The sequence below is a fragment of the Paenibacillus sp. PvP094 genome (assembly GCF_040546835.1).
In the GTDB taxonomy this organism is placed as follows: domain Bacteria; phylum Bacillota; class Bacilli; order Paenibacillales; family Paenibacillaceae; genus Paenibacillus; species Paenibacillus illinoisensis.
This window is the reverse complement of record NZ_JBEPOM010000001.1, coordinates 4551184-4575066: the sequence shown is the minus strand read 5'-3', so window position 1 is coordinate 4575066 and position 23883 is coordinate 4551184. Positions and strand designations below refer to the sequence as shown.

At 45.2% G+C, this 23883-nt stretch carries 24 protein-coding genes and 1 riboswitch; of the genes, 3 read left to right on the top strand and 21 right to left on the bottom strand.

The features are described 5' to 3' along the window. Nucleotides 1-149 precede the first annotated feature (149 nt). Together ABIC22_RS21110 and pdhA are read right to left on the bottom strand one after the other, a co-directional pair. Nucleotides 150-1127, bottom strand: a complete 978-nt coding sequence (locus ABIC22_RS21110) for an alpha-ketoacid dehydrogenase subunit beta (protein ID WP_095286478.1) — start codon at nucleotides 1125-1127, stop codon at nucleotides 150-152. Nucleotides 1128-1232: 105 nt separating this feature from the next. After that, nucleotides 1233-2300, bottom strand: coding sequence for a pyruvate dehydrogenase (acetyl-transferring) E1 component subunit alpha (gene pdhA / locus ABIC22_RS21105; protein WP_095286477.1), 1068 nt, complete (start codon nucleotides 2298-2300; stop codon nucleotides 1233-1235). A 255-nt stretch (nucleotides 2301-2555) separates the two neighbouring features. Between pdhA and ABIC22_RS21100 the strand changes: the two genes are divergently transcribed. Continuing rightward, the gene (locus tag ABIC22_RS21100) at nucleotides 2556-3290 is read left to right on the top strand and encodes an alpha/beta hydrolase (RefSeq protein ID WP_336781971.1); all 735 of its coding nucleotides are present in this window, start codon (nucleotides 2556-2558) and stop codon (nucleotides 3288-3290) included. A gap of 144 nt (nucleotides 3291-3434) precedes the next feature. Here the strand turns inward: ABIC22_RS21100 and ABIC22_RS21095 are convergent, their stop codons facing one another. Both ABIC22_RS21095 and ABIC22_RS21090 read right to left on the bottom strand, forming a co-directional pair. Continuing rightward, a complete protein-coding gene (locus tag ABIC22_RS21095; RefSeq protein ID WP_354483535.1) occupies nucleotides 3435-3905 on the bottom strand; it encodes a low molecular weight protein-tyrosine-phosphatase in 471 nt (156 codons plus the stop codon). A 2-nt stretch (nucleotides 3906-3907) separates the two neighbouring features. Next, a complete protein-coding gene (locus ABIC22_RS21090) occupies nucleotides 3908-4576 on the bottom strand; it encodes a trimeric intracellular cation channel family protein (RefSeq protein ID WP_095286671.1) in 669 nt (222 codons plus the stop codon). 168 nt (nucleotides 4577-4744) lie between these two features. Here ABIC22_RS21090 and ABIC22_RS21085 point away from each other — a divergent pair, with 168 nt between their 5' ends. Both ABIC22_RS21085 and ABIC22_RS21080 read left to right on the top strand, forming a co-directional pair. Continuing rightward, the gene (locus ABIC22_RS21085) at nucleotides 4745-5386 is read left to right on the top strand and encodes a thiamine diphosphokinase (RefSeq protein WP_354483533.1); all 642 of its coding nucleotides are present in this window, start codon (nucleotides 4745-4747) and stop codon (nucleotides 5384-5386) included. A 287-nt stretch (nucleotides 5387-5673) separates the two neighbouring features. Beyond that, on the top strand, nucleotides 5674-6174 hold the full coding sequence (locus tag ABIC22_RS21080) for a C40 family peptidase (RefSeq protein ID WP_095286473.1): 501 nt from the start codon (nucleotides 5674-5676) through the stop codon (nucleotides 6172-6174). Between the two features lie 140 nt (nucleotides 6175-6314). Here the strand turns inward: ABIC22_RS21080 and ABIC22_RS21075 are convergent, their stop codons facing one another. The 17 genes from ABIC22_RS21075 to ABIC22_RS20995 all read right to left on the bottom strand — a co-directional run bounded on the left by ABIC22_RS21075 (nucleotide 6315) and on the right by ABIC22_RS20995 (nucleotide 23730). Beyond that, complete coding sequence (locus tag ABIC22_RS21075; RefSeq protein WP_354483531.1) at nucleotides 6315-7007, bottom strand: winged helix-turn-helix domain-containing protein; 693 nt, start codon at nucleotides 7005-7007, stop codon at nucleotides 6315-6317. A 158-nt stretch (nucleotides 7008-7165) separates the two neighbouring features. Next, complete coding sequence (locus ABIC22_RS21070; RefSeq protein ID WP_354483529.1) at nucleotides 7166-8215, bottom strand: ThiF family adenylyltransferase; 1050 nt, start codon at nucleotides 8213-8215, stop codon at nucleotides 7166-7168. Next, nucleotides 8212-8979 (bottom strand): thiazole synthase, encoded by a 768-nt coding sequence (locus ABIC22_RS21065; protein ID WP_354483527.1) that lies wholly within the window; start codon nucleotides 8977-8979, stop codon nucleotides 8212-8214. Before ABIC22_RS21065 ends, ABIC22_RS21070 begins: the two co-directional genes overlap by 4 nt. A 3-nt stretch (nucleotides 8980-8982) precedes the next feature. Then, a complete protein-coding gene (gene thiS, locus ABIC22_RS21060; protein WP_127536719.1) occupies nucleotides 8983-9186 on the bottom strand; it encodes a sulfur carrier protein ThiS in 204 nt (67 codons plus the stop codon). Beyond that, nucleotides 9183-10415: a glycine oxidase ThiO gene (gene thiO, locus ABIC22_RS21055; RefSeq protein ID WP_354483525.1), complete on the bottom strand. Its 1233-nt coding sequence runs from the start codon at nucleotides 10413-10415 to the stop codon at nucleotides 9183-9185. Before thiO ends, thiS begins: the two co-directional genes overlap by 4 nt. A 17-nt stretch (nucleotides 10416-10432) precedes the next feature. Then, complete coding sequence (locus ABIC22_RS21050) at nucleotides 10433-11056, bottom strand: thiamine phosphate synthase (RefSeq protein WP_354483523.1); 624 nt, start codon at nucleotides 11054-11056, stop codon at nucleotides 10433-10435. 245 nt (nucleotides 11057-11301) lie between these two features. Continuing rightward, nucleotides 11302-11411, bottom strand: a riboswitch (TPP riboswitch). A 109-nt stretch (nucleotides 11412-11520) separates the two neighbouring features. Further along, complete coding sequence (locus tag ABIC22_RS21045) at nucleotides 11521-13071, bottom strand: ABC-F family ATP-binding cassette domain-containing protein (RefSeq protein WP_095286466.1); 1551 nt, start codon at nucleotides 13069-13071, stop codon at nucleotides 11521-11523. A 137-nt stretch (nucleotides 13072-13208) separates the two neighbouring features. Then, nucleotides 13209-14204, bottom strand: coding sequence for a hypothetical protein (locus ABIC22_RS21040; RefSeq protein WP_354483520.1), 996 nt, complete (start codon nucleotides 14202-14204; stop codon nucleotides 13209-13211). Then, nucleotides 14191-14742: a hypothetical protein gene (locus ABIC22_RS21035; RefSeq protein ID WP_354483518.1), complete on the bottom strand. Its 552-nt coding sequence runs from the start codon at nucleotides 14740-14742 to the stop codon at nucleotides 14191-14193. The genes ABIC22_RS21040 and ABIC22_RS21035 overlap by 14 nt, the downstream gene beginning before the upstream one ends. Beyond that, nucleotides 14739-15137: a hypothetical protein gene (locus ABIC22_RS21030; protein ID WP_354483516.1), complete on the bottom strand. Its 399-nt coding sequence runs from the start codon at nucleotides 15135-15137 to the stop codon at nucleotides 14739-14741. Before ABIC22_RS21030 ends, ABIC22_RS21035 begins: the two co-directional genes overlap by 4 nt. A gap of 15 nt (nucleotides 15138-15152) precedes the next feature. Continuing rightward, nucleotides 15153-15638, bottom strand: coding sequence for an ABC transporter permease (locus tag ABIC22_RS21025; RefSeq protein ID WP_095286462.1), 486 nt, complete (start codon nucleotides 15636-15638; stop codon nucleotides 15153-15155). A gap of 64 nt (nucleotides 15639-15702) precedes the next feature. After that, nucleotides 15703-17769, bottom strand: a complete 2067-nt coding sequence (locus ABIC22_RS21020; RefSeq protein ID WP_354483514.1) for a hypothetical protein — start codon at nucleotides 17767-17769, stop codon at nucleotides 15703-15705. Beyond that, nucleotides 17759-19585, bottom strand: coding sequence for an ATPase, T2SS/T4P/T4SS family (locus tag ABIC22_RS21015; RefSeq protein ID WP_354483513.1), 1827 nt, complete (start codon nucleotides 19583-19585; stop codon nucleotides 17759-17761). Before ABIC22_RS21015 ends, ABIC22_RS21020 begins: the two co-directional genes overlap by 11 nt. Nucleotides 19586-19592: 7 nt before the next feature. Then, a complete protein-coding gene (locus ABIC22_RS21010; RefSeq protein ID WP_354483511.1) occupies nucleotides 19593-20423 on the bottom strand; it encodes a CpaE/TadZ family protein in 831 nt (276 codons plus the stop codon). Beyond that, nucleotides 20420-21133 (bottom strand): hypothetical protein, encoded by a 714-nt coding sequence (locus ABIC22_RS21005; protein WP_154893805.1) that lies wholly within the window; start codon nucleotides 21131-21133, stop codon nucleotides 20420-20422. Before ABIC22_RS21005 ends, ABIC22_RS21010 begins: the two co-directional genes overlap by 4 nt. A gap of 71 nt (nucleotides 21134-21204) precedes the next feature. Next, nucleotides 21205-22224, bottom strand: coding sequence for an SAF domain-containing protein (locus tag ABIC22_RS21000; RefSeq protein WP_354483509.1), 1020 nt, complete (start codon nucleotides 22222-22224; stop codon nucleotides 21205-21207). Between the two features lie 30 nt (nucleotides 22225-22254). Beyond that, nucleotides 22255-23730 (bottom strand): serine/threonine protein kinase, encoded by a 1476-nt coding sequence (locus ABIC22_RS20995; protein ID WP_354483507.1) that lies wholly within the window; start codon nucleotides 23728-23730, stop codon nucleotides 22255-22257. Nucleotides 23731-23883: the final 153 nt, after the last annotated feature.

The following is a 23883-nucleotide window of genomic DNA, read 5'->3' as shown; positions in this document are numbered from 1 at the left end:
AATCCTGAAAACAACCCTTAGCTCCAAGAACTAACTGTTACTGCTAATGCAAATAACTGTCAATCAAGGGGCTAATGGCTGTTTACAGTGCAGCCTGTGCTGCGATGTCAATCACCATACTGCGCCTTGCGGCATGTCAGATGATCAAATTAGAAATTTACGACTTTGTTAACCGCAGCAACAATACGTGCTGGGTTAGGCAGCCATGTATCTTCAATTTGTGCGAATGGATATACAGTGTCCGGACCAGCTACACGCAGAACCGGAGCTTCCAGGTGAAGAATAGCTTTTTCATTGATTTGGGCAATGACTTCAGCTGCAACACCTGCGCTCTTTTGAGCTTCTTGTACAACAATTGCACGATTTGTTTTCTTGATAGAAGCAACAACAGTATCGATGTCGATCGGGCTGATCGTACGAAGGTCGATGACTTCAACTTTGATTCCTTGTTTTTCAAGCTCTTCCGCTGCTTTAACGGAAGTATGAACCATCATACCGTAAGTGATGATCGTAACGTCGGAACCTTCACGAACAACGTTTGCTTTACCCAGTTCAACAACGTAGTCTTCTTCAGGCACTTCTGCACGGAAAGCGTGGTACAGGTTCAAGTGCTCCATGAAGAATACAGGATCGTTGTCGCGGATGGAAGCGATCATCAGACCTTTTGCATCATAAGGGTTAGAAGGAACTACTACTTTAATACCCGGAGTTTGCGTGAGCAAACCTTCCAGAGAATCTGTATGCAATTCTGCCGCTTTTACACCGCCACCGAATGGTGTACGGAATACGATTGGAGAATTATATTTTCCACCGGAGCGGAAACGCATACGAGCAGCTTGCACTACCATTTGGTCAAGTGCTTCGAAGATGAAACCTACGAATTGGATTTCAGCTACCGGACGGAAGCCTTGAATACCCAAACCTACAGCCAAACCACCAATAGCGGACTCAGCCAGTGGAGTATCAAATACACGCTCTTCGCCAAACTCTTTTTGCAGACCTTCCGTTACACGGAAAACGCCGCCTACATTACCTACGTCTTCACCGAAAAGCAGAACGTTAGGATCACGTTTCAACTCAACGCGAAGCGCATCACGGATTGCTTCTTTCATGTTCAATTGTGCCATTTGCTTCATTTCCTCCTTAAACATTGACAGTTCACATTTGAATTCATACATGTATACCGAGACACCAGAGCCGGCGCCGGATGTTTATGCTTTATCGGAAAAAACTTATTGGAAATCAGCTTTTTGCTCTTCCAAGTGCTTAGGCGTTTGTTCGAACATGCTGTCGATCAAGCCTGAAATCGTCATTTTCTCGGTTTTTTCCGCTTTTTTGATCTCTTCATTCACTTTAGCTTTTGCTTCTTCTTTCACACGAGCTGTATCTTCTTCAGTCCAAAGACCTTTTTTCTCCAGATACTTAGCGAAACGTGCGATTGGATCTTTTTCGCTCCATTCAGCCTCTTCTTCTTTTGTACGATATTTGGAAGCATCGTCAGAAAGGGAGTGAGGACGGAAACGGTAAGTTACCGCTTCGATCAATGTAGCGCCTTCTCCGTTACGTCCACGTTCAGCAGCTTCCTGAACCGCTTTGATAACAGCGAAAATGTCCATACCGTCAACTTTAACACCTTTGATACCTGCTGCTACCGCTTTGTGAGCGATGGACAGAGCTGCTGTTTGTTTAGCAAAAGGAGTTGTGATGGCATAACCATTGTTTTGTACGAAGAAGATAACTGGCAGTTTGTATACACCAGCGTAGTTCAGACCTTCATAGAAGTCACCTTCAGAAGAACCGCCATCACCTGTGTACGTAATAACAACTTGCTTTTGTTTCTTCAGTTTATAACCCATAGCAATACCCATTGCGTGCAGAATTTGTGCACCAATGATGATTTGCGGCATCAATACGTTAACGCCATCAGGAATTTGTCCACCATGTTGGTGTCCACGGGAGTACAAGAATGCTTGATAAAGAGGAAGTCCGTGCCACACGAGTTGCGGAATATCGCGATAGCCTGGAGCAATAAAGTCTTCTTTCTCAAGTGCAAACTCACTACCAACCATTGTTGCTTCTTGTCCAGATACTGGAGCATAGAAACCAAGACGACCTTGACGGCCCAGGTTTACTGCACGGTCATCCCAAGTACGGGTAAATACCATGCGGTACATAATTTCTTTTAATTGATCGTCGGAAAGTTTAGGCATCATGTCTTTGTTTACAATTTCGCCGTCAGGAGACAGCACGGACAGAGCTTCTACATCCTCCGTATACACTTCATAAGGAACCTTGCTCATTTTTTTCTTCACCTCAACAAAAAATTTGAATATCAAGTTCCGCTGTTATAATATTATTATACACCTGTTTCACTGCATACGTCAAAGATATCCGTAATTTTTTTATGTTTCCTTCCGGATTGTATGTATAACAGGGGCTTAATATTGGTATAACAGCATAATACATGATTGCGTGTTTGACCTATCCCCGCACCAGGTTAATCTTACCGTATTGCGCGGACGAATGCAAAAATAAACCGAGAAAGGTGACGTTTTATGACGGATTCCCGCTATTTGAAACGTACGATTGTAAAGGAAGAAATCGATAGCCGCTATCTTGGAGAGAAGCGCACACTTCGAATTTATCTTCCACCAGGCTATAACGAATTACTCAGCTACCCTGTCGTTTATTGTCAGGACGGCGAAGAATTCTTTAACTTTGGTCGTATTGCTACGACTGCCAACCGCATTATTCTGGATGAGGGTGCTGAACCTTTCATTATTGTAGGTGTTCAGGTTGATGTCTCCGTTCGAACCCAGGAATATGCTCCATTCGGTAATCGATTCAAAGCATATACCTCATGCTTTGCTGAAGAGATTATTCCCTTTATTGAAGAGAAATATCCGGTAAGACGCTCTCCACAGGAACGCGTTCTGGCTGGCGATTCCCTTGGTGGCAGTGTTTCATTGCATCTGGCCCTGCTCTATCCGGATCTGTTCACACGGGTGATCAGCATGTCTGGTGCCTTCTATTCTGCCTCCCAGGAAATCTATGCAGCTGAAGAAGACTTGTCCTGGCTTTCCATCTGGATGATCGTCGGTTTACAGGAAACTGCCTTTGAGGCAGATACCGGCACTTATGATTTTGTTCAGCTAAACAGGGACACACGTGATTTACTGGAAAAGCGCGGTGCTAACGTCTCTTATCGGGAAAAGGATGGTCATCATCAATGGGGATTTTGGCAAAAGGAACTGCCTGAAGCCTTGTTATATTTCTTGCAAGAGAACTAGTGTGCTTCATATTATAAGCGGCTGTATTGGCCGCTATTTTTTTCCTTTTATTTGATAACGCTTACAAAAATCCTCTTAAAAAAAGCAGGAATCCCCTGCTTGTCTATAACCTCATTTTTGAAACGAATCCTGTACCTCTTAGGATTAGGCAAGAGAATGATCTTTTTGAATTTGCTCCAAAAGTACATTGCAACCCGCTTCTACCAGCTTGTACACTTCTTCAAAGTTACCTGTAAAGTATGGATCGGGCACTTCCCGAAGGGATTCATTCGGAAGAAGGTCCATGAATTTCATAATATCCGCTTCGGCTCCGCCAGTTATCTTACGCACATTGGCAACATTGGAATTATCCATGCAGACGATGTAGTCAAATTGTTCAAAGTCAGCACTTCCAAATTGCCTAGCAGCCATGTCGGCATAGGAAATTTGGAGCGAATCCAGCAGCTTGCGGGTTCCTTCATGCGGAGGCTTGCCAATATGCCAATCTCCTGTGCCAGCCGAGTCCACCTGAATCTGGTGCTGAAGTCCTCTTTCCTCTATCTTGTGACGCAATACCGCCTCTGCCATAGGTGATCGACATATGTTACCAAGACAAACAAACAAAACACGAATCATGATTACTCCCCCTTGCTTAACGTACGCTTAAGCGCTGACTGTGAAGACTGTGATGGAACTGCTTCTGCGCTTACCAAGGACCGGCGAGGAAGCTTCCATTTATAATGTACAGAACACATCCGGAAAAATACAACTGCTGCAAAACATATCAACAGTCCCGCATTCGAGGTAAACCATCCCATACCTATAACAAATCCGGCTGTCATAGCCCATACCGCATAGATCTCGTCGCGGAGGACTAGTGGCTTGCGGCCTGCAAGCAAATCACGAATAATTCCTCCACCGATCCCCGTCAGTACTGCAGCAACGATTACCGCGCTGATGGGATGTCCCATATTAGCAGCATACAGTCCACCCTGGATGGCAAACGCCGCCAGTCCGATCGCATCAAATAGCGCTTCTGTTCTCTTCCAGTGACCGATCCACTTCAGAGGAAGCAAGAACGCTACAGCAACAGATACCAGTGCTAGCATAATTAGTCCACCCTGACTCCATAGCGTAGTAACAGGCACTCCAATTAGCACATTACGAACAACCCCGCCACCGAAGGCGGTCACCAGCCCCAATACGAGCACGCCCAAGATGTCATATTCCTCTTCCATCGCTACGAAAGCACCAGACATTGCAAACGCAACGGTGCCTATAATGCTGAACACTTCAAAAATGTGCAAGTCCAACCTGTTCAAACCTCACTTTTCAAGTCATCTCCATGTCGCTCTACCCATTGTATCCGCGAGGACTGAAATTGTGCAACCACATTTTGTGTTTTATACTGAGAGCATTCGTGAATACTGTGAAATGATGTTATACGTTCTACATTAATAGAAAGGATGAATGGAATGACTACGAAACGCATTGTGATTTTTACAGGCGGGGCTCTCTCTCCTCAATTTCTCAAAGAAATTAGACAGGATGATATGGTTATCGCAGCCGATCGCGGAGCACTGTATTTAATTGAACATGGCGTAAAGCCTCATATAGCCGTTGGAGATTTCGACTCCATTACAGAGCAGCAATGGCAACTGGTGCGTGAAAACAGTGAGCGCATGATCACGGTTGATCCTATCGCAAAAGATTGGACAGACACTGAAATGGCCTTTGAGACGGCACTAGACCACGAACCCACCCATATCCTGATGCTTGGAGCTACGGGGACTAGACTGGACCACACCTTGGCCAATGTACATATTATGGTTCGTGCTATGCAGCATCATATCTTCTGTACCATTCAGGACGAACACAACTATATGATGCTGACAACATCAAAATTAGAGGTGGAGGACCGGGGATATGAATACATTTCCTTACTGCCCCTCACTCCAGAAGTTACGGGTATTACATTAGATGGCTTCCTGTATCCTCTTGATCAAGCTACCATTCGGATGGGACAATCTTTGGGGATAAGCAATAAACTCCTTGGAGCAACAGGAACTGTATCCATAGACAGTGGATTATTACTTATCATACAGAGCAAAGATTAAACCTGTATCCACGATAGTTATTACGTTTTTGTAACCTATAAAATGTACGGATTATAAGATCATAACTAGAAAAGACCCTTGATTATCAAGGGTCTTTTCTAGTTTTCTGTCCAAACATATAAGTCAACGATTAATTTTTTGACATTTTTAATTATTTTTTAATAAAGAAACCCAAACCTAGGCTGTACAAGGGATTATAGCGGTGTATCCAATTTCTAGGCTGTTACAAACCTGTTATACTCGCTTTAGCAACTTAACGAAAACGAATTTTGGAGGTAACAAACAACATGAAAACAAACATCTTAGTCCAAAAGGCCGTAACCGTCGGGTTGTGCGCTACATTAGGTTTTGGAGCTGTATTAATGACAAATGCACCTGTTGCACAAGCAGCAACTGCATCCGTATCTACTGGACAACAAATCGTAAACTACGGCAAAAAATTTACTGGAACACCGTATAAATTTGGCGCGTCAACGTCCACTACGAAATATTTTGACTGCTCTTCTTTTATGAAATATATCTTTAAGAAGTATGGTGTAGATTTGCCACGTACGTCTGTTAAACAATCCAAAGAAGGTAAGGCTGTATCGAAGGCTAACCTGCGTGTAGGAGATCTGGTATTCTTCTCGAGCGGTAGTCGTTCCACAGGTTCAAACATTACTCACGTAGGAGTATACGCTGGCAATGGCAAAATTCTGCACACTTACGGCTCTCCCGGTGTAACCATCTCGGATCTGAATTCCGGTACTTGGAAAAGAACATATATTAAAGCTCGCCGCGTACTGTAGTTATAATCTAACTTCTACTATAGACAGGCAGTTGGGACCGGATCTTGGATCCGGTCCTTTTATATTTACCCGGATTTCTCAGGATTACAAACAGGCGTATTTTGGTAATTTTACGTCATATTAATGTTGGAAGTCATTCATTAATTAGTATGAAGCATGTAGCCGATGCCGCGTACGGTATGGATCAGTTTAATATCTCTACCTTTATCAACCTTAACACGCAAATGTTTAATATATACGTCAACTACATTGGTATCCATCGCAAAATCATACCCCCACACTTCCCTTAGAATTGCACTCCGTGTACACGCCTCATTCACATGCCTGGCCAAAAATTCCAGCAGTTCATATTCCTTTGGTGTCAACATGAGGTATTCCCCTGAACGGCTTACCCTGCGTGAACGCAGATTCACTTTAAGATCATGCACAACGATGACCTCCTCATCCGTTCGGGCTGCATTCGAGAAGACGCGGAGTAAATTTCGAATTCTCGCCATCACGATTTTCCACTGAAACGGTTCAACAATTACATCATTTGCGCCTTGATCAAGCCAAGCGACTATCTGTTCCGGGGTTGCCTGTGGTGTAATCACGATAATAGGAACGACGCCTTCCTTATACTCCATTAGCCATTGCAGTTCCTCGACAATTGAATTGTCGTGCTCCTCATCCACTATGCCAATAATCATGCTGCAGGTTTCCAGCTGGGCGTCCTGTTCCTGATACAGTTCTTCCCATTTAATATCAAAAACGGAGTAACTCTCGGTACACAGCACTTCCTTAATCGAGTTCGTTCGGTCTTTGGCACCAATAAGTAAAATGGACGTTTTCATTTCGTTTCACCCGGCCTGTCTCAACCGCTGTCAAGGTGTAAAATGACCAATTCGCTTATCATTTCCACCTGGAGTACAGCAACCTATTGTTTGCTTAGCATGCCGTAAAACGAAAAAGTCCATTCCCCTATAGGGAACAGACTGTTGAATTTAATCATTTAGCCAAAATATCGATGTACGAGTGTTCGAGCTTCTGCAGTATCTTTTGTGCCATGAACCAGAACACGTCCATCCTGAAAAATAACCAATCGATGCACACCTGTCGTAAAAGAGATCAGGAACGGATTGACTTCAACGGGTCCTTCATCAAGCCTCCTCAGACGCTCAGCCGTATCTTGAAGATTCAGCTTCATGGAGCGAGAAGGACGAATCTGAACTGTATCCCTACCGCATAACACATCGGTTTTCTCCAGATTTGCAGCGGAAAGGTATGGATAGGAAGCGGTATTTCCGCAGGAAGGACAATCTGCTTTTTTGGCACCATCCACATTTATGGATATGTACTCATTCCGCCATACATCAAACGACAACAGCTTACGCCGCAGCGCACCTTCATTACCGCTAAGCAGCTTCATCGCTTCTGCTGTCTGGTTCGCCGTTACCATCTGCACAGCCTGGGGTATAATCCCCGATGTATCGCAAGTATCTCCACCGAGCGGTACCTCGCCAAGTAAACAGTTCAAACAAGGGGTATCCCCGGGCAGGAACGTATACGTGATACCATAACTCCCCACACACCCCCCATAAATCCAGGGAATGCGGTATTTCTGGGACATGTCATTAATCAGCAGCCTTGTATCAAAGTTATCCGTGGCATCCATGATAAGATCTGCATTTTGAATGAGATCCTCCAGCTCGTCTGCACGGACATCCATCACCTTGCCTTCAATGACAACCGAGGAGTTGATATCGAGCAGGCGTTTTTCGGCCGCCATGGCTTTTGGCATTCGCTGAACTGCATCCTGTTCAACATAGAGCTGCTGTCGCTGCAGGTTGCTCCATTCCACATAGTCCCGGTCCGCAATGGTAATGTGTCCAATACCTGACCTGGCGAGCGTCTCTGCAATGCCGGTTCCCAGTGCACCGGCACCCACGATAACAACCCTGCTGTTGTTCAGTCTGCACTGACCTTCTTTGCCAAGCGGAGCGTATCGTTCCTGTCTCGAATATCGATCACTTTGCTCCGTTGAATTTGTTTCTTCTATCATGTATGAACCATTCCTTCCGCCGGACTGCTGGCTGCCGCATAACGCTTAACGGGTATCATGCCTGCCTCATAAGCAAGTCTTCCCGCTTCAACTCCCATTCGCATCGCTTTTGCCATTTTAACCGGATCTCCCGAACCGGATACCGCCGTATTCAGCAGCACACCATCCGCCCCCAGCTCCATGGCATAAGCAGCATCTTTGGGGGAACGCAATCCGGCATCCACAATTACAGGAACAACCGCTTGCTCCATTATGATTTCCAGGTTGTACGGGTTGATAATGCCTCTTCCTGCTCCGATCGGTGAAGCTCCTGGCATGACTGCATGAACCCCAAGCAGCTGCAGCCGTTTGGCTAAAATCACATCATCCGAGATATAAGGCAGTACGATGAATCCTTTTTCCAACAGGATCTCGCAGGCCTTGTACGTTTCGATCGGATCTGGCAGCAGTGTGATCCCATCTCCGATCACTTCTACTTTTATCATATCACAAAGTCCTGAGGCACGGGCAAGTTCAGCGATTCGGACGGCCTCTTCTGCAGTGGAAGCACCCGCGGTATTAGGGAGTAAAGTGAATCGCTTCAAATCGAGTGTATCAAGGAAGTGGCGTTTATCCCGATCTTCCAAGTTGAGGCGTCGAACTGCAAAAGTCAGCACTTCGGTTCCTGACGCTTCTACCGCTTGACTCTGTATATCCAAATCGTCAAATTTGCCCGTACCCAACAACAATCTAGAATGAAATGAATGATGTCCTATCTTCAGCATGTTTTAACCGCCTCCCACAAAATGTACGATCTCAATTCGGTCTCCGTCTCTTAAAACGGTCGATGCATGGTGCTCCCTCATCAGAATTTGGCGATTTAACTCAACCACCACAGTTTTCACCTGCAAATTAAAAGATTGCAGTAGCTGATCTACATGATTTAAATCGTCCTCAATGTTCATGCTCTGCCCGTTTACGATGATGTTCACTGCATAATCTCCTTTCTGCTCAAACGCTCCGGACTCAATTCATCAATGCCAAGCTCCTCCGAAGAATGGCCAGCCATCAGATCAGCCATCAGGCTGCCGGTAATTGCGCTAAGTAAGATGCCATTTCTGTAATGTCCAAACGCGGTATATAACCCGGGTACGCATTTACAAGCTCCCAGATAAGGCAAACCGTCAGGGGTTGATGGTCGAACCCCTGCCCAGGCACGGATAAACTGGGCTTGCTGTATTCCAGGGACCCACCCTGCTGCGGATGCAAGCAGCTTTTGAATGCCTTCAACAGTAACTTCCCGATCTGAGCGCCCCGGTAAACTGGTAGCTCCGATCCAAACTTCGCCGTTTGCTTTGGGGACAATGTATACATTATCTGCATAAACAGTCTTGTCAGGTCTGTAATCTGCATCATGTTTCGCAAATTGTATTGCTGCAATTTCACCTTTCACTGGAAGAGTGGGCAGGTTAAGACCCACCTGCTTCAATATCTCTCCACCTTGTAATCCAGCTGCGACAACAACATGTTTACACGTTAATCTTCCAATCGACGTTTCCACACCCTGGATTCCACTCGAGTCGGCAATTAGACTTACATTCTGTACACCTTCGATTACTTTGGCTCCCATTGTTTGAGCTGCGCCCGCATAGGCACGTGCCAAATTGACAGGGAGAAGTTCACTTTCTGAAGCTCTATACAGAGCCCCGAAAGCTTCCTTGCTTATCCATGGGGCTTCACGTTGAAGATTGGAATGATCCCACCACATTTGCTCTGTAGGCAAAACTGTACTTCTTCTCGAATCGCTATACTTTTTCATCTCGGCTTCATTCCGAAATGGTGTAATAAATCCACTCTGCTGCAGGCCAATTTCAATGCCGCTTAGTAGTTCAAGCTGTTCTTTTTGCTGATGCAGTCGTTTTCTACTTTCATATGCTAGCTTTGACATCACAGTAGTATGAAACGTCTCGCTGTCTGCAGCTAACATGCCCGCTGCCGCAGAAGATGTCTCACTTGCAATACGCGCACGCTCGATTAAAATCACTTCTTTACCTCGTGAAGCTAGCTCATACGCGATGGCACAACCTATAACGCCTCCTCCCACAACAATAGTTTCCGCATGAAGCTTGCCACGAATTTCTCCACGTATTTGTGTCGTACAACCTGCTCCATTTCGGTAAATGCTGCCTCTTCGTCTTCGGCCTCTTGCTTCTCTGCTCATTCATTCACCTCCGTTATTCATTCGATAGCCCGCTTCAAGGCTGCTGCCGCGCTTTCCGGATTATCACTGGCCCAGATAGAAGATATTACTGCGGCACCACTTGCACCAGCTGCACGTACAGCTGCTATGTTTGCCGGTCCAATACCGCCAATGGCAATTACGGGGATGGAAACAGCTGAGCATATTTCAGACAGTGCATATATCCCTCTCGGCTTGCTCCCAGGTTTACTGCTGGAGGAAAATACATGACCATAAAAGAGGTAATCCGCTCCCCGTTCTTCAGCTACTCTAGCTTCGTGAAGAGAGTGAACAGAAATACCGAGACGAAGTCGATCGCTTTTGTTCAGGCTGCTGCCTTGAGTAGTCGCCATATCGGACTGGCCCCAATGAATCCTCTGAATGAAAACATGTTTTTCCAACTTATTCAGCTCACATAGACCATTGATTACGATCCTGTCAGATGGAATTCCTGCGTTCAGCAAACTATGAGCCCATTGAATTTTTTGTTCAGTGGTTAGATGTTTTTCCCGAATGTGGATATAGTCAAGCCAAGGCCATGCATCCGCTGCAATCTTCAGAAAACGTTGTTGATCCCCTACCCCTGGCGAAACAGCATGCAGTTCAAACGATAGTGAATTCACAGGTTTTTTAAAGGTATCCGTTTGGTTTCACCTTCCTTGCCGTCACAATATGTAAGCACAAAAAAGCCACTCCCGTAGGGAGTGGCCGCGATAACATGTCCAGTTAGTTAAATGAGCTTTACATGCCAGTTGTCAGGTATACAAGCTATTAAACCATAGCCCTGATATATACGAGATACCTTCATGTTCCACTTGTGAGCATTCACATTCGCTACAAAATCGAATATTAATTTGCCCATATCATTAACTAAAACGCGCCACTTCCCTACGCTGGTATAATCCAGATCAGGTGCAAAGGGTCCGGAATCGCATTATTCCATCTCAGCCGCAACGAGCGGCCCCCCTAGTGATCGTATGAAGTTGTAGCCTATGTTACCATAGTCACCTTTTTTTGTCACCGTTGATTTTTCAAACTCATGTTGATGAATGTTTTGATTGTAGAGCACTAAATTGCTCCGCAACAACTAGTTTTTCTCAGACCAGGCTTCGACGTCCCATGTCTTGGTGACCCAATCCTGATAAAATTCAGGTTCATGGGAAACGAGCAGTACTGTACCTTTAAATTCTTGCAAGGCTCGTTTTAGCTCCGCTTTTGCTGTTACATCCAGGTGATTTGTCGGTTCATCAAACAGGATCCAGTTGCTTTCACGCATCAGAAGCTTGCACAAGCGAACTTTCGCTTGTTCTCCCCCACTAAGTGCACTCAGCGGACGAGTGATATGCTCGTTTTTCAAACCACAGCGGGCCAAATGCCCGCGTACTTCATTCTGAGTTAGATGGGAGAATTCGTTCCACACATCTTCAATTGGCGTAATGTTGCCAGCCCGAACTTCCTGTTCAAAGTAAGCCGTTTCCAGATAATCCCCCAGGAACGTTTTACCACTGATCGGCGGGATTTTGCCCAATATGGTTTTAAGAAGTGTCGACTTACCTACACCGTTACATCCAACAATGGCTATTTTCTCACCACGTTCAATGGTCATTGTCATCTTAGGCAGCAAAGGGTAGGAATAACCTATCTCGAAATCAATTCCCTCGAATACTGTTTTGCTGCTGGCACGGGCATCTTTGAATTTAAATGTCGGTTTTGCTGCTTCATCCGGGCGATCGATTCGTTCAATCTTGCCCAGCTGTTTCTCGCGGCTTTTGGCACGTCCGGAAGTGGAGGCTCTTGCCTTGTTACGCTGAATGAAATCTTCCTGTTTCTTAATATATTCCTGCTGTTTCTCATAAGCGTCGATATGTTGTGCTTTTTGCATATCTGCCATTTCAAGAAACTTATTGTAGTTGGCAGCATAACGCGTCAATTTAGCAAATTCCAGATGATAAATCACGTTAACGACTTCATTCATGAACTCCGTATCATGCGAAATCAGAATAAATGCATAAGGGTAATCTTTCAAATATCGAGTTAACCATTCAATGTGCTCCACGTCCAGGTAGTTTGTTGGCTCGTCCAGCAAAAGAGCCGTCGGTTTCTCGAGCAACAACTTGGCGAGCAATACTTTGGTCCGTTGTCCCCCGCTTAGAGCAGCGACGTCACGATCAAGCCCAATAGCGGATAATCCGAGGCCATTTGCCATTTCTTCCACTTTTACATCAATCAAATAAAAATCGCCCTGCTCAAGCTGCTCCTGGATTTCACCCATTTCTTCCAGCAGTTTTTCAAGCTGGTCTGGGTCTGCGTCAGCCATCTGGTCTGTAATGGCCATCATTTCTTTTTCCAGTTCAAGCAGGGGAAGGAAGGCATCTTTTAAAACGTCGCGGATTGTTTTGCCAGGAGTCAGCTTGGTATGCTGATCCAAATATCCGTAACGGACTTTTGGTGTCCACTCTACTTTCCCGCTGTCTTTCAGCAATTTTCCGGTCAAAATGTTCATTAAAGTGGACTTTCCTACACCATTTGCTCCGACCAGGCCTACACGCTCTCCTGCAAGTAAACGAAAAGATACATTTTTAAATAACGTGCGGTCACCAAAATTGTGACTGACGTTCTCCACTGACAATAAACTCATGAGATGAGGTTGCTCCTATCTATTTAACATTACTTTTATTCGGTATTGTTGATACCGGTCAAGTTCTGAACTGAAACCCTATTTTAGCACAGGACCTGCCTTTTCTGAAAGCAATGTAGTAGGCGCAGCAGTCATACTCAGTGAACAACCTTGTTAATGTAACAATTCCCCTCAAAATACCCCGCTGCCGCAGCCTGCTTCACATCGGTAAAAACTTCTTCAGCTCGGAAGTTATTCTTACAAGTTGCTGGATAATAATATTTTATGCCGGTAGAAGGTTCTATCCCTCCAATGACTGCTGTTCTTTTAACCAACCTTCCTCCTCCGATGGCATAGGTGTTTACCTTCTGGCTCCCTACAGGCAAGCCCTGAATAAAGGCCATGATCCCCGTATCATTAATTGTATTGTACCAATCCTCCTGAGAAATAAGAGGCAAGGTAAACGTATAGGATATCCCGTTTCTTCTTGCAAACTCATTATGCCGATTAATGACTTCGGCGAGATTCTCCTGTACGCTCATGACGATGCGAGTTTGTCTGACCTGCTCAAACGAATCTGAATTTTGCAGCAATGGAATTCCACTAGTCGAAGCGAGTTCCCTTTGAAAACCTTCAATCCATTTACCCTGAACGGCATCATAAGCATATACATAACCGTCGAGTGTAAAATTAATGCTGCTGCCGTCTGAATCTGAATATGTATAAGGCATTTTAGGACTCCATACCTGGTGGTACGAATCATCAATCTCACCAGTCATCTCCGCTTCCTTAGCTAAGATATAATGACCATCGTAATCCAGTACAACTATGGCCGGTATGTAATCCAACAGTGCTTGTATTGCCTTTGGATCGTCATGTATGCCCATATTTAAGGCCATCGTCTGAGTGAATGTCTGAAGAGCCAGTTCTTTATCTGCCTTTACGAATTTGGTGGAATCATATCCTGCCTCACTGTTTTGCTTCTCATTCTGGTGCATTACGTTTCCAGCGTCCAATACAGCTGTTTGGAGGGCTGATCTATACCTTTGATTAAGAAGCTGAGCTTCATCCGCATCATGGGTATTCCGAGAAACCATCCAAAAAAAGGGTAGAAATACCAGAACAAACACAATGGACAAATCAGTAATCTTCATTGAGAACCATGCCTCCATATGTGGTAAACACTGCTGCCGCAGGAGCCGTACCATTCAGCCACTCGCGAATCAGCATGGCTGATGTCGGATTGGTATTTTTAAGTGTAATCGTGAAAAAGTCACCCATGGTCAGTGTGTATCTACGAAGCGGATCATCGGCTGCGTACGTGCCCGAGACAGGGAACAATTTTTCTAAGATTTGCGCTGAGTAATATGCATCCTGTACCGTCTCATACGTTCCTGTAAATGTACCTTGATCCATCAGATCCGTGTAGTGAGGAACATATTTTTTGTGCAGATGTTCCATGGTAATCTCGTAAACATTGCCTGTTCGCGCCAGCTGTTCTTCAAATTCGGCATACATCCCAGGAGAGATATAACCTTTCGTTCTGACCGAATCCACAAAACGGGTAACCGTCTGATATGTGACCATTCGCGCTATATCGTCTTGTCGATCTGCCGTTTCCGCAGTCGGATATACATATAGCAGAAGTACTGCCAGCATAACTGCTAGCAGCTTGGATACAGCATTTATCAATTGATACTGGCCTCCCTCCAAAATGCAATTCGAAGCAATTCCCCGCTATCAGTTCTTATAAACTCCGGTTTATAGGAGGCCGACAAATGAACAGGTATAGTCACACTTCGGTTGATAAGCGGGTCTATCGTATACTTTTTCCCGTCAACCTGCACTTCGACCGCTGTACCCGTCATTTGTCTAACCGTATGTAACACCTCAGCTCCGCTGTAACGAAGGGGTTTGCTCATTCTTAATGTTGTATTTATTCTTCCTTCCATGTCTTCATTCGTGTGCACACTGGAACTCAAAGCACTGACCAATACGCTAACGCTTTGTTGTCCATACAGGCAGGCTGTTACAAACAGGACAATTGCGGTACAAAACAACATGAGCTGCTGAGTATTCTGGGACAATGAAACCAACTCCTGTCAGGATTGCTGGAAGATTAGTCCTCTCACCACATTTGATTTGTCTTTAACGATTACGGCCTTGAACTTTCCACTTGGGTTAACGTATTGATTGTCCTTTTCGCTCATCGTCTGATTAATACTGCCCACTTTGTTATCTGGAGCAACGACTGAACCGTAGTCCGCATTATTAATATCCTGAGAAATGTTCAACTCATTGCCATACCACTGACCACCCTTGTTTTTTCCTGTAATGACCTGGATACCAAATTGATCCTTGTCCGCATACTTACGCAGTGCGTTAGTAACTTGGGAGCCACTGATCGTTGTCCCGTCATACACCGTAAATGCAGCCTGAGACAATTCTGTCTGAATATCCGCAAAATTATTTTGCGCTGTTTTGGTCGCCTCCTGAGCAGAAATAAACAGAAGTACCACAATCGTAATAAGGGCAATCGTCAAAAAGATCCCTGCGGCTACCTTTAAAGCACTTGAAGCATTGTTCATGTTAAATCCTCCTATGTTTTGATAAATAAATGTATATCAGCCTGAACGGGTTCAACCTGAACCGCTACAGTTTCTGAATTTGTTCATAATAAATGTTCATTTGCAGGAAGCTCATACCAACAAGCGGGATCACCAGATAGAGAAAAATAAGGGCATACATAGGTGCAAAGCCAATCATTCTGCCCCATGAGGCTTTTACATCTATCATTCTGGTATACTCCTGCTTCCGCTGATCAAAATAAAAAGCCATCATGCTGTCCAGATCATCAAACGCTTCCCGGATTGAAATTTTACCCAGCGCAAGCTGCAGTTTGTCTACCAAACGCTGAAACTCAGGCAATCCTGCATCCTCTTTCAGCTGCTCAAGTGCATTTTCGGGTCCATGTTCAAAGTGAAGCAGACATTTTTGCAGTGGTCGTTTGAAAATGACGGCAAAGCGATTAAGCCATTCCAAAATCTCTTCAACGGACATCCGGTCCATCTCACGCAAAATGGAGATCACCGTCTGATATTGGTAAATTTCATGCTTCATGTCCATGCTTCGCATTTTACGCTGGAACATCATGAGCCAAATGGGCATGTAATATCCGGCTGCGCCGATAAAGATGGCAATCAGCAGCTCCCACCAGTGCAAGTACTGCTTGTTGTATATTTCGAGCTTTTGAATGATGCGCAGACTCGTTTCAGTTTGTGTATCAGAGTCTAATGGGATGGGGGAAACCTGTTGTAACATGTTAAACACGTCATCATAACTAGTTCCACGTTTCATGCCTAACCGCCCCATTACCTCTCGGTCCAAAGCTGTTTTTTCGGCAGCCTGCTTCAGTTCAGCTTCGGCCATTGCTCCAAACATGCGGTCATCTCTTACCGGATCGTATAGAACATGATTTCGTTCAATTTGATGAAGCAGTAATATACAACCGATAGCCAGTGCAAAGGAGCACACAAATAACATCAGTCTGCGGATCGCCAGCCACTCGTATTTTAATTCAGCGCTGCTCTCCCTCATCAACCTTACCGTCTGGGTATAATTTGTACTTCCTGGTTTAGCAGCAAACAACATGGCCAATTTACGAATGAATTTTTGGTTGTACAAAAAACGGTCCATGATGGAAGGTTTGTGCCCTGAGCGGAATCGCGTTTCATCGTAATGCTGAAGTCTCTGCAACAGCAAGTAGGCCAAAATTATGATGATATAGATTGATATTTTGGTTATGAATCCAAGCTTGCTGCGGTAAAACTCATCCATGGTCGGGAAACTGCCTCTCGCCCAGCGTTCAATGGGAGCCGTAAACAATACCGGAGCCAGCGCAATCATATTCAATCCTTTTAAAAGGTAATCCAACTTGTCACGCCGCAAAATTTCCAAGTGGATTTCCTGAGTCAGGTTTCCCAAACCTTTCAGGTAGATTGAACCTTGAGCCCTGTCCTTGTCCCCGAACTCCATCACCATATAGGAGATGCCAGCAAAAGCCTTCAAAAATCGATTGGGGGCTATCTCGTAATACCTCTCCAACGCTTCATTGGGATCTGGTGAAGTCAGTGCCTCATAGATTAGCAATACCTGATCAGCTGCTTCACCCACACCAGCTTCTCCAGCTTCATAGAGTGCTTCTTCGATCATCCCGTGCTGATGGTACCGATGTCGCACGTCCGCAAACAGATCCAACATTTGGACCAGCAGCCGTTTCTCTGTGCGATTCAGCCACAAGTCCACGACAAGACTATGGATTACGACAGCGCAAAGTAGAGACAAAATGACGAAAGCAATCCCTGGTTGCATGAAGAACAGCAAGATACTAATACTTCCGTATCCCCCCGCAACAATCAGAACAACAGTCATGGTCATACGCCGTAAAGAGGCTTCATCTCCAACATGTCTGAATGAGATCCGCTTTTGAATCAAATAGGTGTAAGATGCCAAAATCGGCACCCTCGTACCCCAGCGATAGGACTGCAGCAGAAATGACCTTACCCAGACCGTTCGATTGGCAACAGGAGTTGTTGTTCCAGGAACTCTATCGCTTAAGCCCTTCCCCCTCTTTTGAAAGAATTGGAGAGTCAGGAGCGTAATCACGAGCCCGGAGATACATATACCCAGCAAAAGGATAAGCCACGATTTAGTTGTCATGCATATCACCCCAGTGCCGCTCAATAAACTGTTCAAACTGTGCAGCATCGTGCAATGTCATTTGGTCCCGCATATCCATAATGCAGCTAGGTGACAGGGGAGCGGTTACCACATATTCGCCATCCTTGTATTCAATGACATTCCGAAAAGCAAACCCTGCCCGTTCTTCCACACTGTCCACCTGATCAGCACGAGGCAGGCACTCTGTAATTCGCTCTATGTATCTGCGTCCTTCGGGGTCCTTTTTCATGTGCACATCAAAATTGATGACACTGACGACCTGTTCCTCAGCAATGTGCTCATGTTGAAACATACCTGTTTTGAGCAAAGAGTTGCGGAGCGAGAATACCAGATCCCGGAATGTCTTGGCATGGTGGGTAAACAGAGTGAACAAACTCGCCACCTGCGACATTTGAATCATCCAGGCAGCAACCTCATCACTCGCAACCTCTCCCAGTATGTTGACTGTTCCATCTGTTTTTTTCTGCAAATCCAGTCCTTCTTGACCTGAAATATGTTCCGTCTCCCGAAAGCTCAAAATATTACGACGACTGTAGATTCGACGCAGCTGCAGCTCGAATGCCATTTCTTGTACACGCAGCGTGTATGAGGCATAGATATGCTTGACCATCGCCATCAGCAGCGTCGTTTTACCAGATCCCTGAGCACCAGTCACAGCTGTAATACGACTTCCTTTCATGAGGTACTTCAGTAATGTGATTGGCAGTTCGGCATTGCTGCCGGTTATTAATTGCTCAAGCGACGCATTGGGAATATCGAATTTCCGGACAAAAAACGCCCATGATTCTGCAAAAGGAGGTCGTACCACAACGACACGAGAGCCATCCTTCATTTCGTTAACCTTATATCCATTCGCTTCAGATAACTGACCAGGATAATTATATTTATAAATATTCTGACAAACCCTCTTCAGCTCCCGTGTACTGCCAAACGATAAAAATGAAAGATGGATCGACTTCCCTTTGTAAAAAATCCAAACACTCTCCATACCACTTAGCGGAACGTCAACGGGTGTATCCTCCAAGCCATCTTCCAACAGATCATTCCAGGAAGCCGGGTGCTTAATTCCGATATCTTGCATGGCATCCAGCATACCGCTAACCCCGCCGCTAACTCCATCAATTCGCTGGTCTCTGATTTCATCTACAACCGAGAAACCTTTGTAATGTTGGTATATCCGCTGAACGATAATATCCGTTTTTTCTCTAAATCCGAGTTCACGGTATTCGCACTCAAATACATACCGGATATCTTCTTCGGAAACATAATATCCACCGCCGTCCTCAGCACCATCCTCCAATCGGAGTCTGCCCAGATCGTAAGTGTCAATCAAGCGTGACAAGGCATCGACGCCGAACTGCTGTCGGTACAGGTAAAAGACAATTTCAAACTGGTCTTGAACGGATAGCAGCTCGGGTTCCGCAAAAAGGATGACTTCATCCACATTGGTTTTATTCAGACCTATGTTTCGAGTAAGTAAGTCAGCGATCAGGTTCTTTACATAGGTTTTGTCACTTATGCTGCCAGAGACGCAGCCTTTCAGCGCTTTTCTCATCTCGGCACGCTGATTGATTCTCCTGCGATATTCTTCTTCATGAAGACCGATATCCCCAAGCTGACTATGACTTAATTCATGCAGCGAGTTCTTCACCTGTTCAGTTAGCATTTCAATCGTAAATGCTTCGCGTTCAGGAGTTCCTGCATTTTTTTGCTGATGGAATGATTTCGTTTTGATCCAGATGTATGTCAAAACAGCTATTACAATAAAACTGATCCCTATTGTATTCCAGAGCATTGGAGGTTCAGGCTCCCCTTTCCAGCCTTTTCAGAACAGTACGCATACCTGCACCGTCCATAATCAGGCGAGCAAGTTCAGCCATACTGGCGGCCATGCTCCCTTTTCGAAGATCTCTACTGTCACTCAATCCTTCAAGCTGCAGATACGTAGCCGTATCCCTCCGATTCACAGCATCCAGAAATGCAGTCGTATAAGGCACAATGGATATGGATCCTTTGTAACGGAAACGTCGGCGAATGTTGTTAAGAGTTGCCCTTGCTTGCGGATCATACTTGTTGATGACAACATGCATGTTTTGGTTACTTAAGTTATCAGGTTTGATGTGTTCAAAAAACAATTCCAGATCACGCATATTTTGTGTTAAATTCACTACAACATAATCAGCTTGAGCCAGTAGAACGGTCGCATCCATTCCCTCACGGTCCACATCCAGCAAAACCATATCGTAGTACTCATTCGCCACTTCCAGCAGTGCTTTCAACGTTTCAATGTGTTCTTTGGGCGTACGTTCCATCTGGTTAATTCTTCCGGTCAATAAATCCAATCTATCCCGTAATAGCGGCTTCGCGTAATCCTTCAAATTATGCTTGCCTAGGCTTCCGCTTATATGTAGTCGTTCTACTGCATCCCAACCACCCTCTTCAAATCTGAACAGACTGTCAGCCTGCCCTAATTCCATAGATGGAAGCGGTGCTTCAATACCACTGCCGACTGGACCTGTGTTCACTAATAAAATTCGTGTCCTGTATTGAAGTGCCATGGCGTAGGCGCTAATTACTGCACTGGACGTACTGCCCGAACCTGCAAAAGGACTCCAAAACAAAATGTTGCTCATGCTCTCATCCTTTCCGCTTCCTTGATCGCTCTTCGACTTCGAACACTTTCCCATCCAGTCAATTGTTCGAACAAACGACATAGTGATTTTTTGTAGCTCCGTGACAAAGGCCCTAACCGCACCCGACGGTGATGTTCATTTTCCAATTTCACCGCAGCAGTGAGTTCATCCCATGGAAGTATCAAAGATTCGCCTGTCCAAACAAAAGGACTTCCTTCCAGATAGGCCCATAGGTAACGTTCTTCCAATTTGCAGTCAACTGCATTAATCAGAATGCGCTGAAATGAAAGCTCTGTTGGTAATGATTGCTCTTCAAGAAGCCGCCTCAACCAGCCTTTTCCTCGTTCCAGATTGTAACGTTCATAATCACTCACCCAGACTCGAATATCAGCCGTGAGCCATAATTCTCTAGAGGCGAAATGGGAGGTTTCCATGTCATACAGGACAAAATCATAGGATTCCAAACCTTCTCCACTAGCCTCCAGATGACTCTCAACCGCGGCCGAAGTTACAAAGTGACAGGCAATATCAAAACCCTCAAATTCGGTGATACGCAGAGAATGGTGTCCTTCTCCAACCCCGTACCCATACTTTTGTTGTAAAGTTCCGTCAACCAGTAACACCCGCTTGCCTGAAGTGGCTAAAATTTTGCACAGATATAACATAAGATCATTTTTTTCACATAATCCAGCGAAAATCCAAGTATGCACGTGACACTCAACTCCTTCCTTTTATGCATTAGTTCGTTGTTATCAGCATTATATTTTTACATTTTGAATGTCTACTCCTCTCCTCCGGTCAACAGGTTTTTCTGTTCATCCGTATATGCGGAAGACTCCGTGGATTGATTGTTTCCATTTGTCGTTTGCTGATTGCTTCCTGATCCGTCATTCCATATGACTTCGTCCGATATATTGTTAGAGCGAGGTCTGCTGTTATGGGAAACGGATGATTGTGCAACATCTTGCTCAACACTTTGGGAGGGCGCTGTCATGGAAGCAGCCAGAGAGCTCTCAAGGGAACTCCGTACCTGTCTCGACAACTCCTGTTCCGCCCTCCGAACAATGTTCGGGTCACTTTCAAGCAGTTTCAGCACTTCACTATTGGCAGGGTACGTTGGAATTGCAGCTGTCTGGAACTGAGGCTCAACATACGTTAGTGCATAAATTGAAGCTTTATGTAAATAGGCATCTACGATTGCGCTGGACAGCGACAGAATCTCTTCCTCAGTCATGGTAATCCACAACGTCGCTTCATTCAGGCGCTCTACTTTCTTCTTGGAAAGTAGGATATAGTCCTGACCTGTTGGAAATTGGATGCGAATGTCAATATTATCGCCTTGTGCAAGTGAAGTGGGTAATAAAACGACCTGCAGTTCACGATTTCTTAAATCTGGCGGTGCTGGCGTGTCTTCATAAACCATTTCGGTTGTTATGGCTGTTCCTTTTTTCAATTCTATTTTGGCTACTTGCCCATCCATCTGTTTGGTGCTGGACCATAAATTACGTGGCGCTTGAGCATCAGGCACCGCGATAAGCTTAATATCCTCGGGTAAGATCGGTTCTCCTGCTTCAACGTCGCGTACCGTTACCCAGCCTTGTGCTCCTGTGTTCCATTGCTGCAGCAGCTCAGCTTCTTTTTGTTCGAAAGCTGAAGCATACTGGGACTCCATTTCAGATTTGGTGTCATTCATTGTAATCACGTTGTAGATGACATATCCCCCGAATAATAATCCTACTGCTCCCGCACCGGTTAATCCGGCATAGATCATTTGTCGGCTTTGTTTTCTTAATTTGGACAAAAAAGGCTCTCCTTTCACAAGCTCCTCTAATCATGAATTTATTCTTCTTGCAAAAAACGAACGCTTCTTGGGCTGCTGCCCGATCAAATGATTCAATATATGGGCTAATACCTTGTCTGTCTGAGAATCCCTATCAAAAGGATCAATGTGCAATGGAAGTCCGTACACACTTGATGTATTCAAAGTTCTACGTACACGTTGAACAGCATCTGTGGCTGCAAGCGGCAAACAATAAATCCATTTGTCTCTCGGATAACGATGATGCGAACGAACAAATGCATTAATCTCTGCCTGCTTCCACTCAGCACCTGAGCCCACAACAATAGGCAGGTCTGCTCTCAGAAATTCCTCCAGTCGATTCTGATCCTGACCACTACCCAGATCCATAACGATGAATTGGTAGCTGCCACCCAGCAGAGACAAAATGTCTGCTCGTCCGGACTGCTTCCAATAGTGCACTCCGTCTACTGCAAACTGTCTGCCTGTCGATAATGGTTTCCCAGCTTGGGCAACTTGCTGAATCCTTGCAAACGATTGGGAGCGCGGCGACATCTCGATGACTGCCACCTTAAACTGTTGTCTCTCCAGGTAATGGCTAATGGCTATGGCGGTATGCGTCACTCCAACACCGGAAGATGCTCCTGTCAGAGCAATAACTCTAGTTCCACCGCTAATTGTCAATGTTGTCGAATCATTACTCTCCGTTATTCCAGGTCTTCGAAGCAGTTCTTTGCGGACTTCATCGGCAGATTGGAAGCGTTCCTCGGGGTTCTGTCTCAACAATCGCCGTACAACCGGAATGTAAGTGCGAGGTACATCACTGCGTATGGAACTTTCGACGCCTTGTATCCATTCTGTATATGTACCACCCGTCATGAGGTAGAGCAGCAGTGCTCCGAGCCCATACAAATCCGATCTGGCATCCGTCTGTCCGGTACCGTATTGTTCGGGAGCAGCAAACCCTGCCGTACCCAGTTTCACCGTATCCTCTATATGCTGAGCCTTGAAGCTGCGAGCAATCCCAAAATCAATCAACCTGACTTCATGGTCTGGGGTTATCATAATGTTGGATGGCTTCAGATCGCGATAGATCACTGCTGGATTCAGACCATGCAAATAACTGAGCACGTCAAGTAATTGGAGCACAAAATCTGTCATATGTTCGAGGGGAATCTTTCCGCGACATTGCTTGTGATAATCACTCAGTGTCTGACCTTCAATGTATTCCATTACCAGGTACGTGTAGCCCTCTTCATCCGGTACAAAAAAATCAACAATCAACGGTAATCTGGGATGCCTGAGTGAGGTCAAAAGAGCAGCTTCCGTCTCCATACTCGATTCATAAGGTACCGTAGCAACACTTTCTTTTATTGCCCAGGTTTTACCTGGCAACTTCATATCTTCTGCCTTATATACGTGACTCATCCCACCTGTACCCAGTACGGACTCGATTCGATATCGTCCTCCCAGCAGGCTCCCGTGTTCCAGCCTCGCCGGATGTCTCATGTATAATCCTCCTTTCTGCATAACAAAAAAGGGAAAGCTTACCGAAGTGCAACAGTCCGGTTATCCAGACTTGTCCACCTCGGGATGCTTTCCCTTGGATTCATTATGGTTAATATTGGTATCATTATAGTATACGCCACAAGATATTGTAAA

Excerpts from the sequence above, each read along its gene's own strand:
- pdhA (WP_095286477.1), bottom strand. The coding sequence starts at position 2,300 with ATGAGCAAGGTTCCTTATGAAGTGTATACGGAGGATGTAGAAGCTCTG.
- ABIC22_RS21100 (WP_336781971.1), top strand. The coding sequence starts at position 2,556 with ATGACGGATTCCCGCTATTTGAAACGTACGATTGTAAAGGAAGAAATC.
- ABIC22_RS21010 (WP_354483511.1), bottom strand. The coding sequence starts at position 20,423 with ATGAGCAACATTTTGTTTTGGAGTCCTTTTGCAGGTTCGGGCAGTACG.
- ABIC22_RS21080 (WP_095286473.1), top strand. The coding sequence starts at position 5,674 with ATGAAAACAAACATCTTAGTCCAAAAGGCCGTAACCGTCGGGTTGTGC.
- ABIC22_RS21015 (WP_354483513.1), bottom strand. The coding sequence starts at position 19,585 with ATGCTCTGGAATACAATAGGGATCAGTTTTATTGTAATAGCTGTTTTG.
- ABIC22_RS21075 (WP_354483531.1), bottom strand. The coding sequence starts at position 7,007 with ATGAAAACGTCCATTTTACTTATTGGTGCCAAAGACCGAACGAACTCG.
- ABIC22_RS20995 (WP_354483507.1), bottom strand. The coding sequence starts at position 23,730 with ATGAGACATCCGGCGAGGCTGGAACACGGGAGCCTGCTGGGAGGACGA.
- ABIC22_RS21045 (WP_095286466.1), bottom strand. The coding sequence starts at position 13,071 with ATGAGTTTATTGTCAGTGGAGAACGTCAGTCACAATTTTGGTGACCGC.
- thiO (WP_354483525.1), bottom strand. The coding sequence starts at position 10,415 with ATGAGCAGAGAAGCAAGAGGCCGAAGACGAAGAGGCAGCATTTACCGA.
- ABIC22_RS21020 (WP_354483514.1), bottom strand. The coding sequence starts at position 17,769 with ATGACAACTAAATCGTGGCTTATCCTTTTGCTGGGTATATGTATCTCC.
- ABIC22_RS21070 (WP_354483529.1), bottom strand. The coding sequence starts at position 8,215 with ATGATAGAAGAAACAAATTCAACGGAGCAAAGTGATCGATATTCGAGA.
- ABIC22_RS21025 (WP_095286462.1), bottom strand. The coding sequence starts at position 15,638 with ATGAACAATGCTTCAAGTGCTTTAAAGGTAGCCGCAGGGATCTTTTTG.
- ABIC22_RS21095 (WP_354483535.1), bottom strand. The coding sequence starts at position 3,905 with ATGATTCGTGTTTTGTTTGTTTGTCTTGGTAACATATGTCGATCACCT.
- ABIC22_RS21065 (WP_354483527.1), bottom strand. The coding sequence starts at position 8,979 with ATGCTGAAGATAGGACATCATTCATTTCATTCTAGATTGTTGTTGGGT.
- ABIC22_RS21110 (WP_095286478.1), bottom strand. The coding sequence starts at position 1,127 with ATGGCACAATTGAACATGAAAGAAGCAATCCGTGATGCGCTTCGCGTT.
- ABIC22_RS21040 (WP_354483520.1), bottom strand. The coding sequence starts at position 14,204 with ATGAAGATTACTGATTTGTCCATTGTGTTTGTTCTGGTATTTCTACCC.
- ABIC22_RS21085 (WP_354483533.1), top strand. The coding sequence starts at position 4,745 with ATGACTACGAAACGCATTGTGATTTTTACAGGCGGGGCTCTCTCTCCT.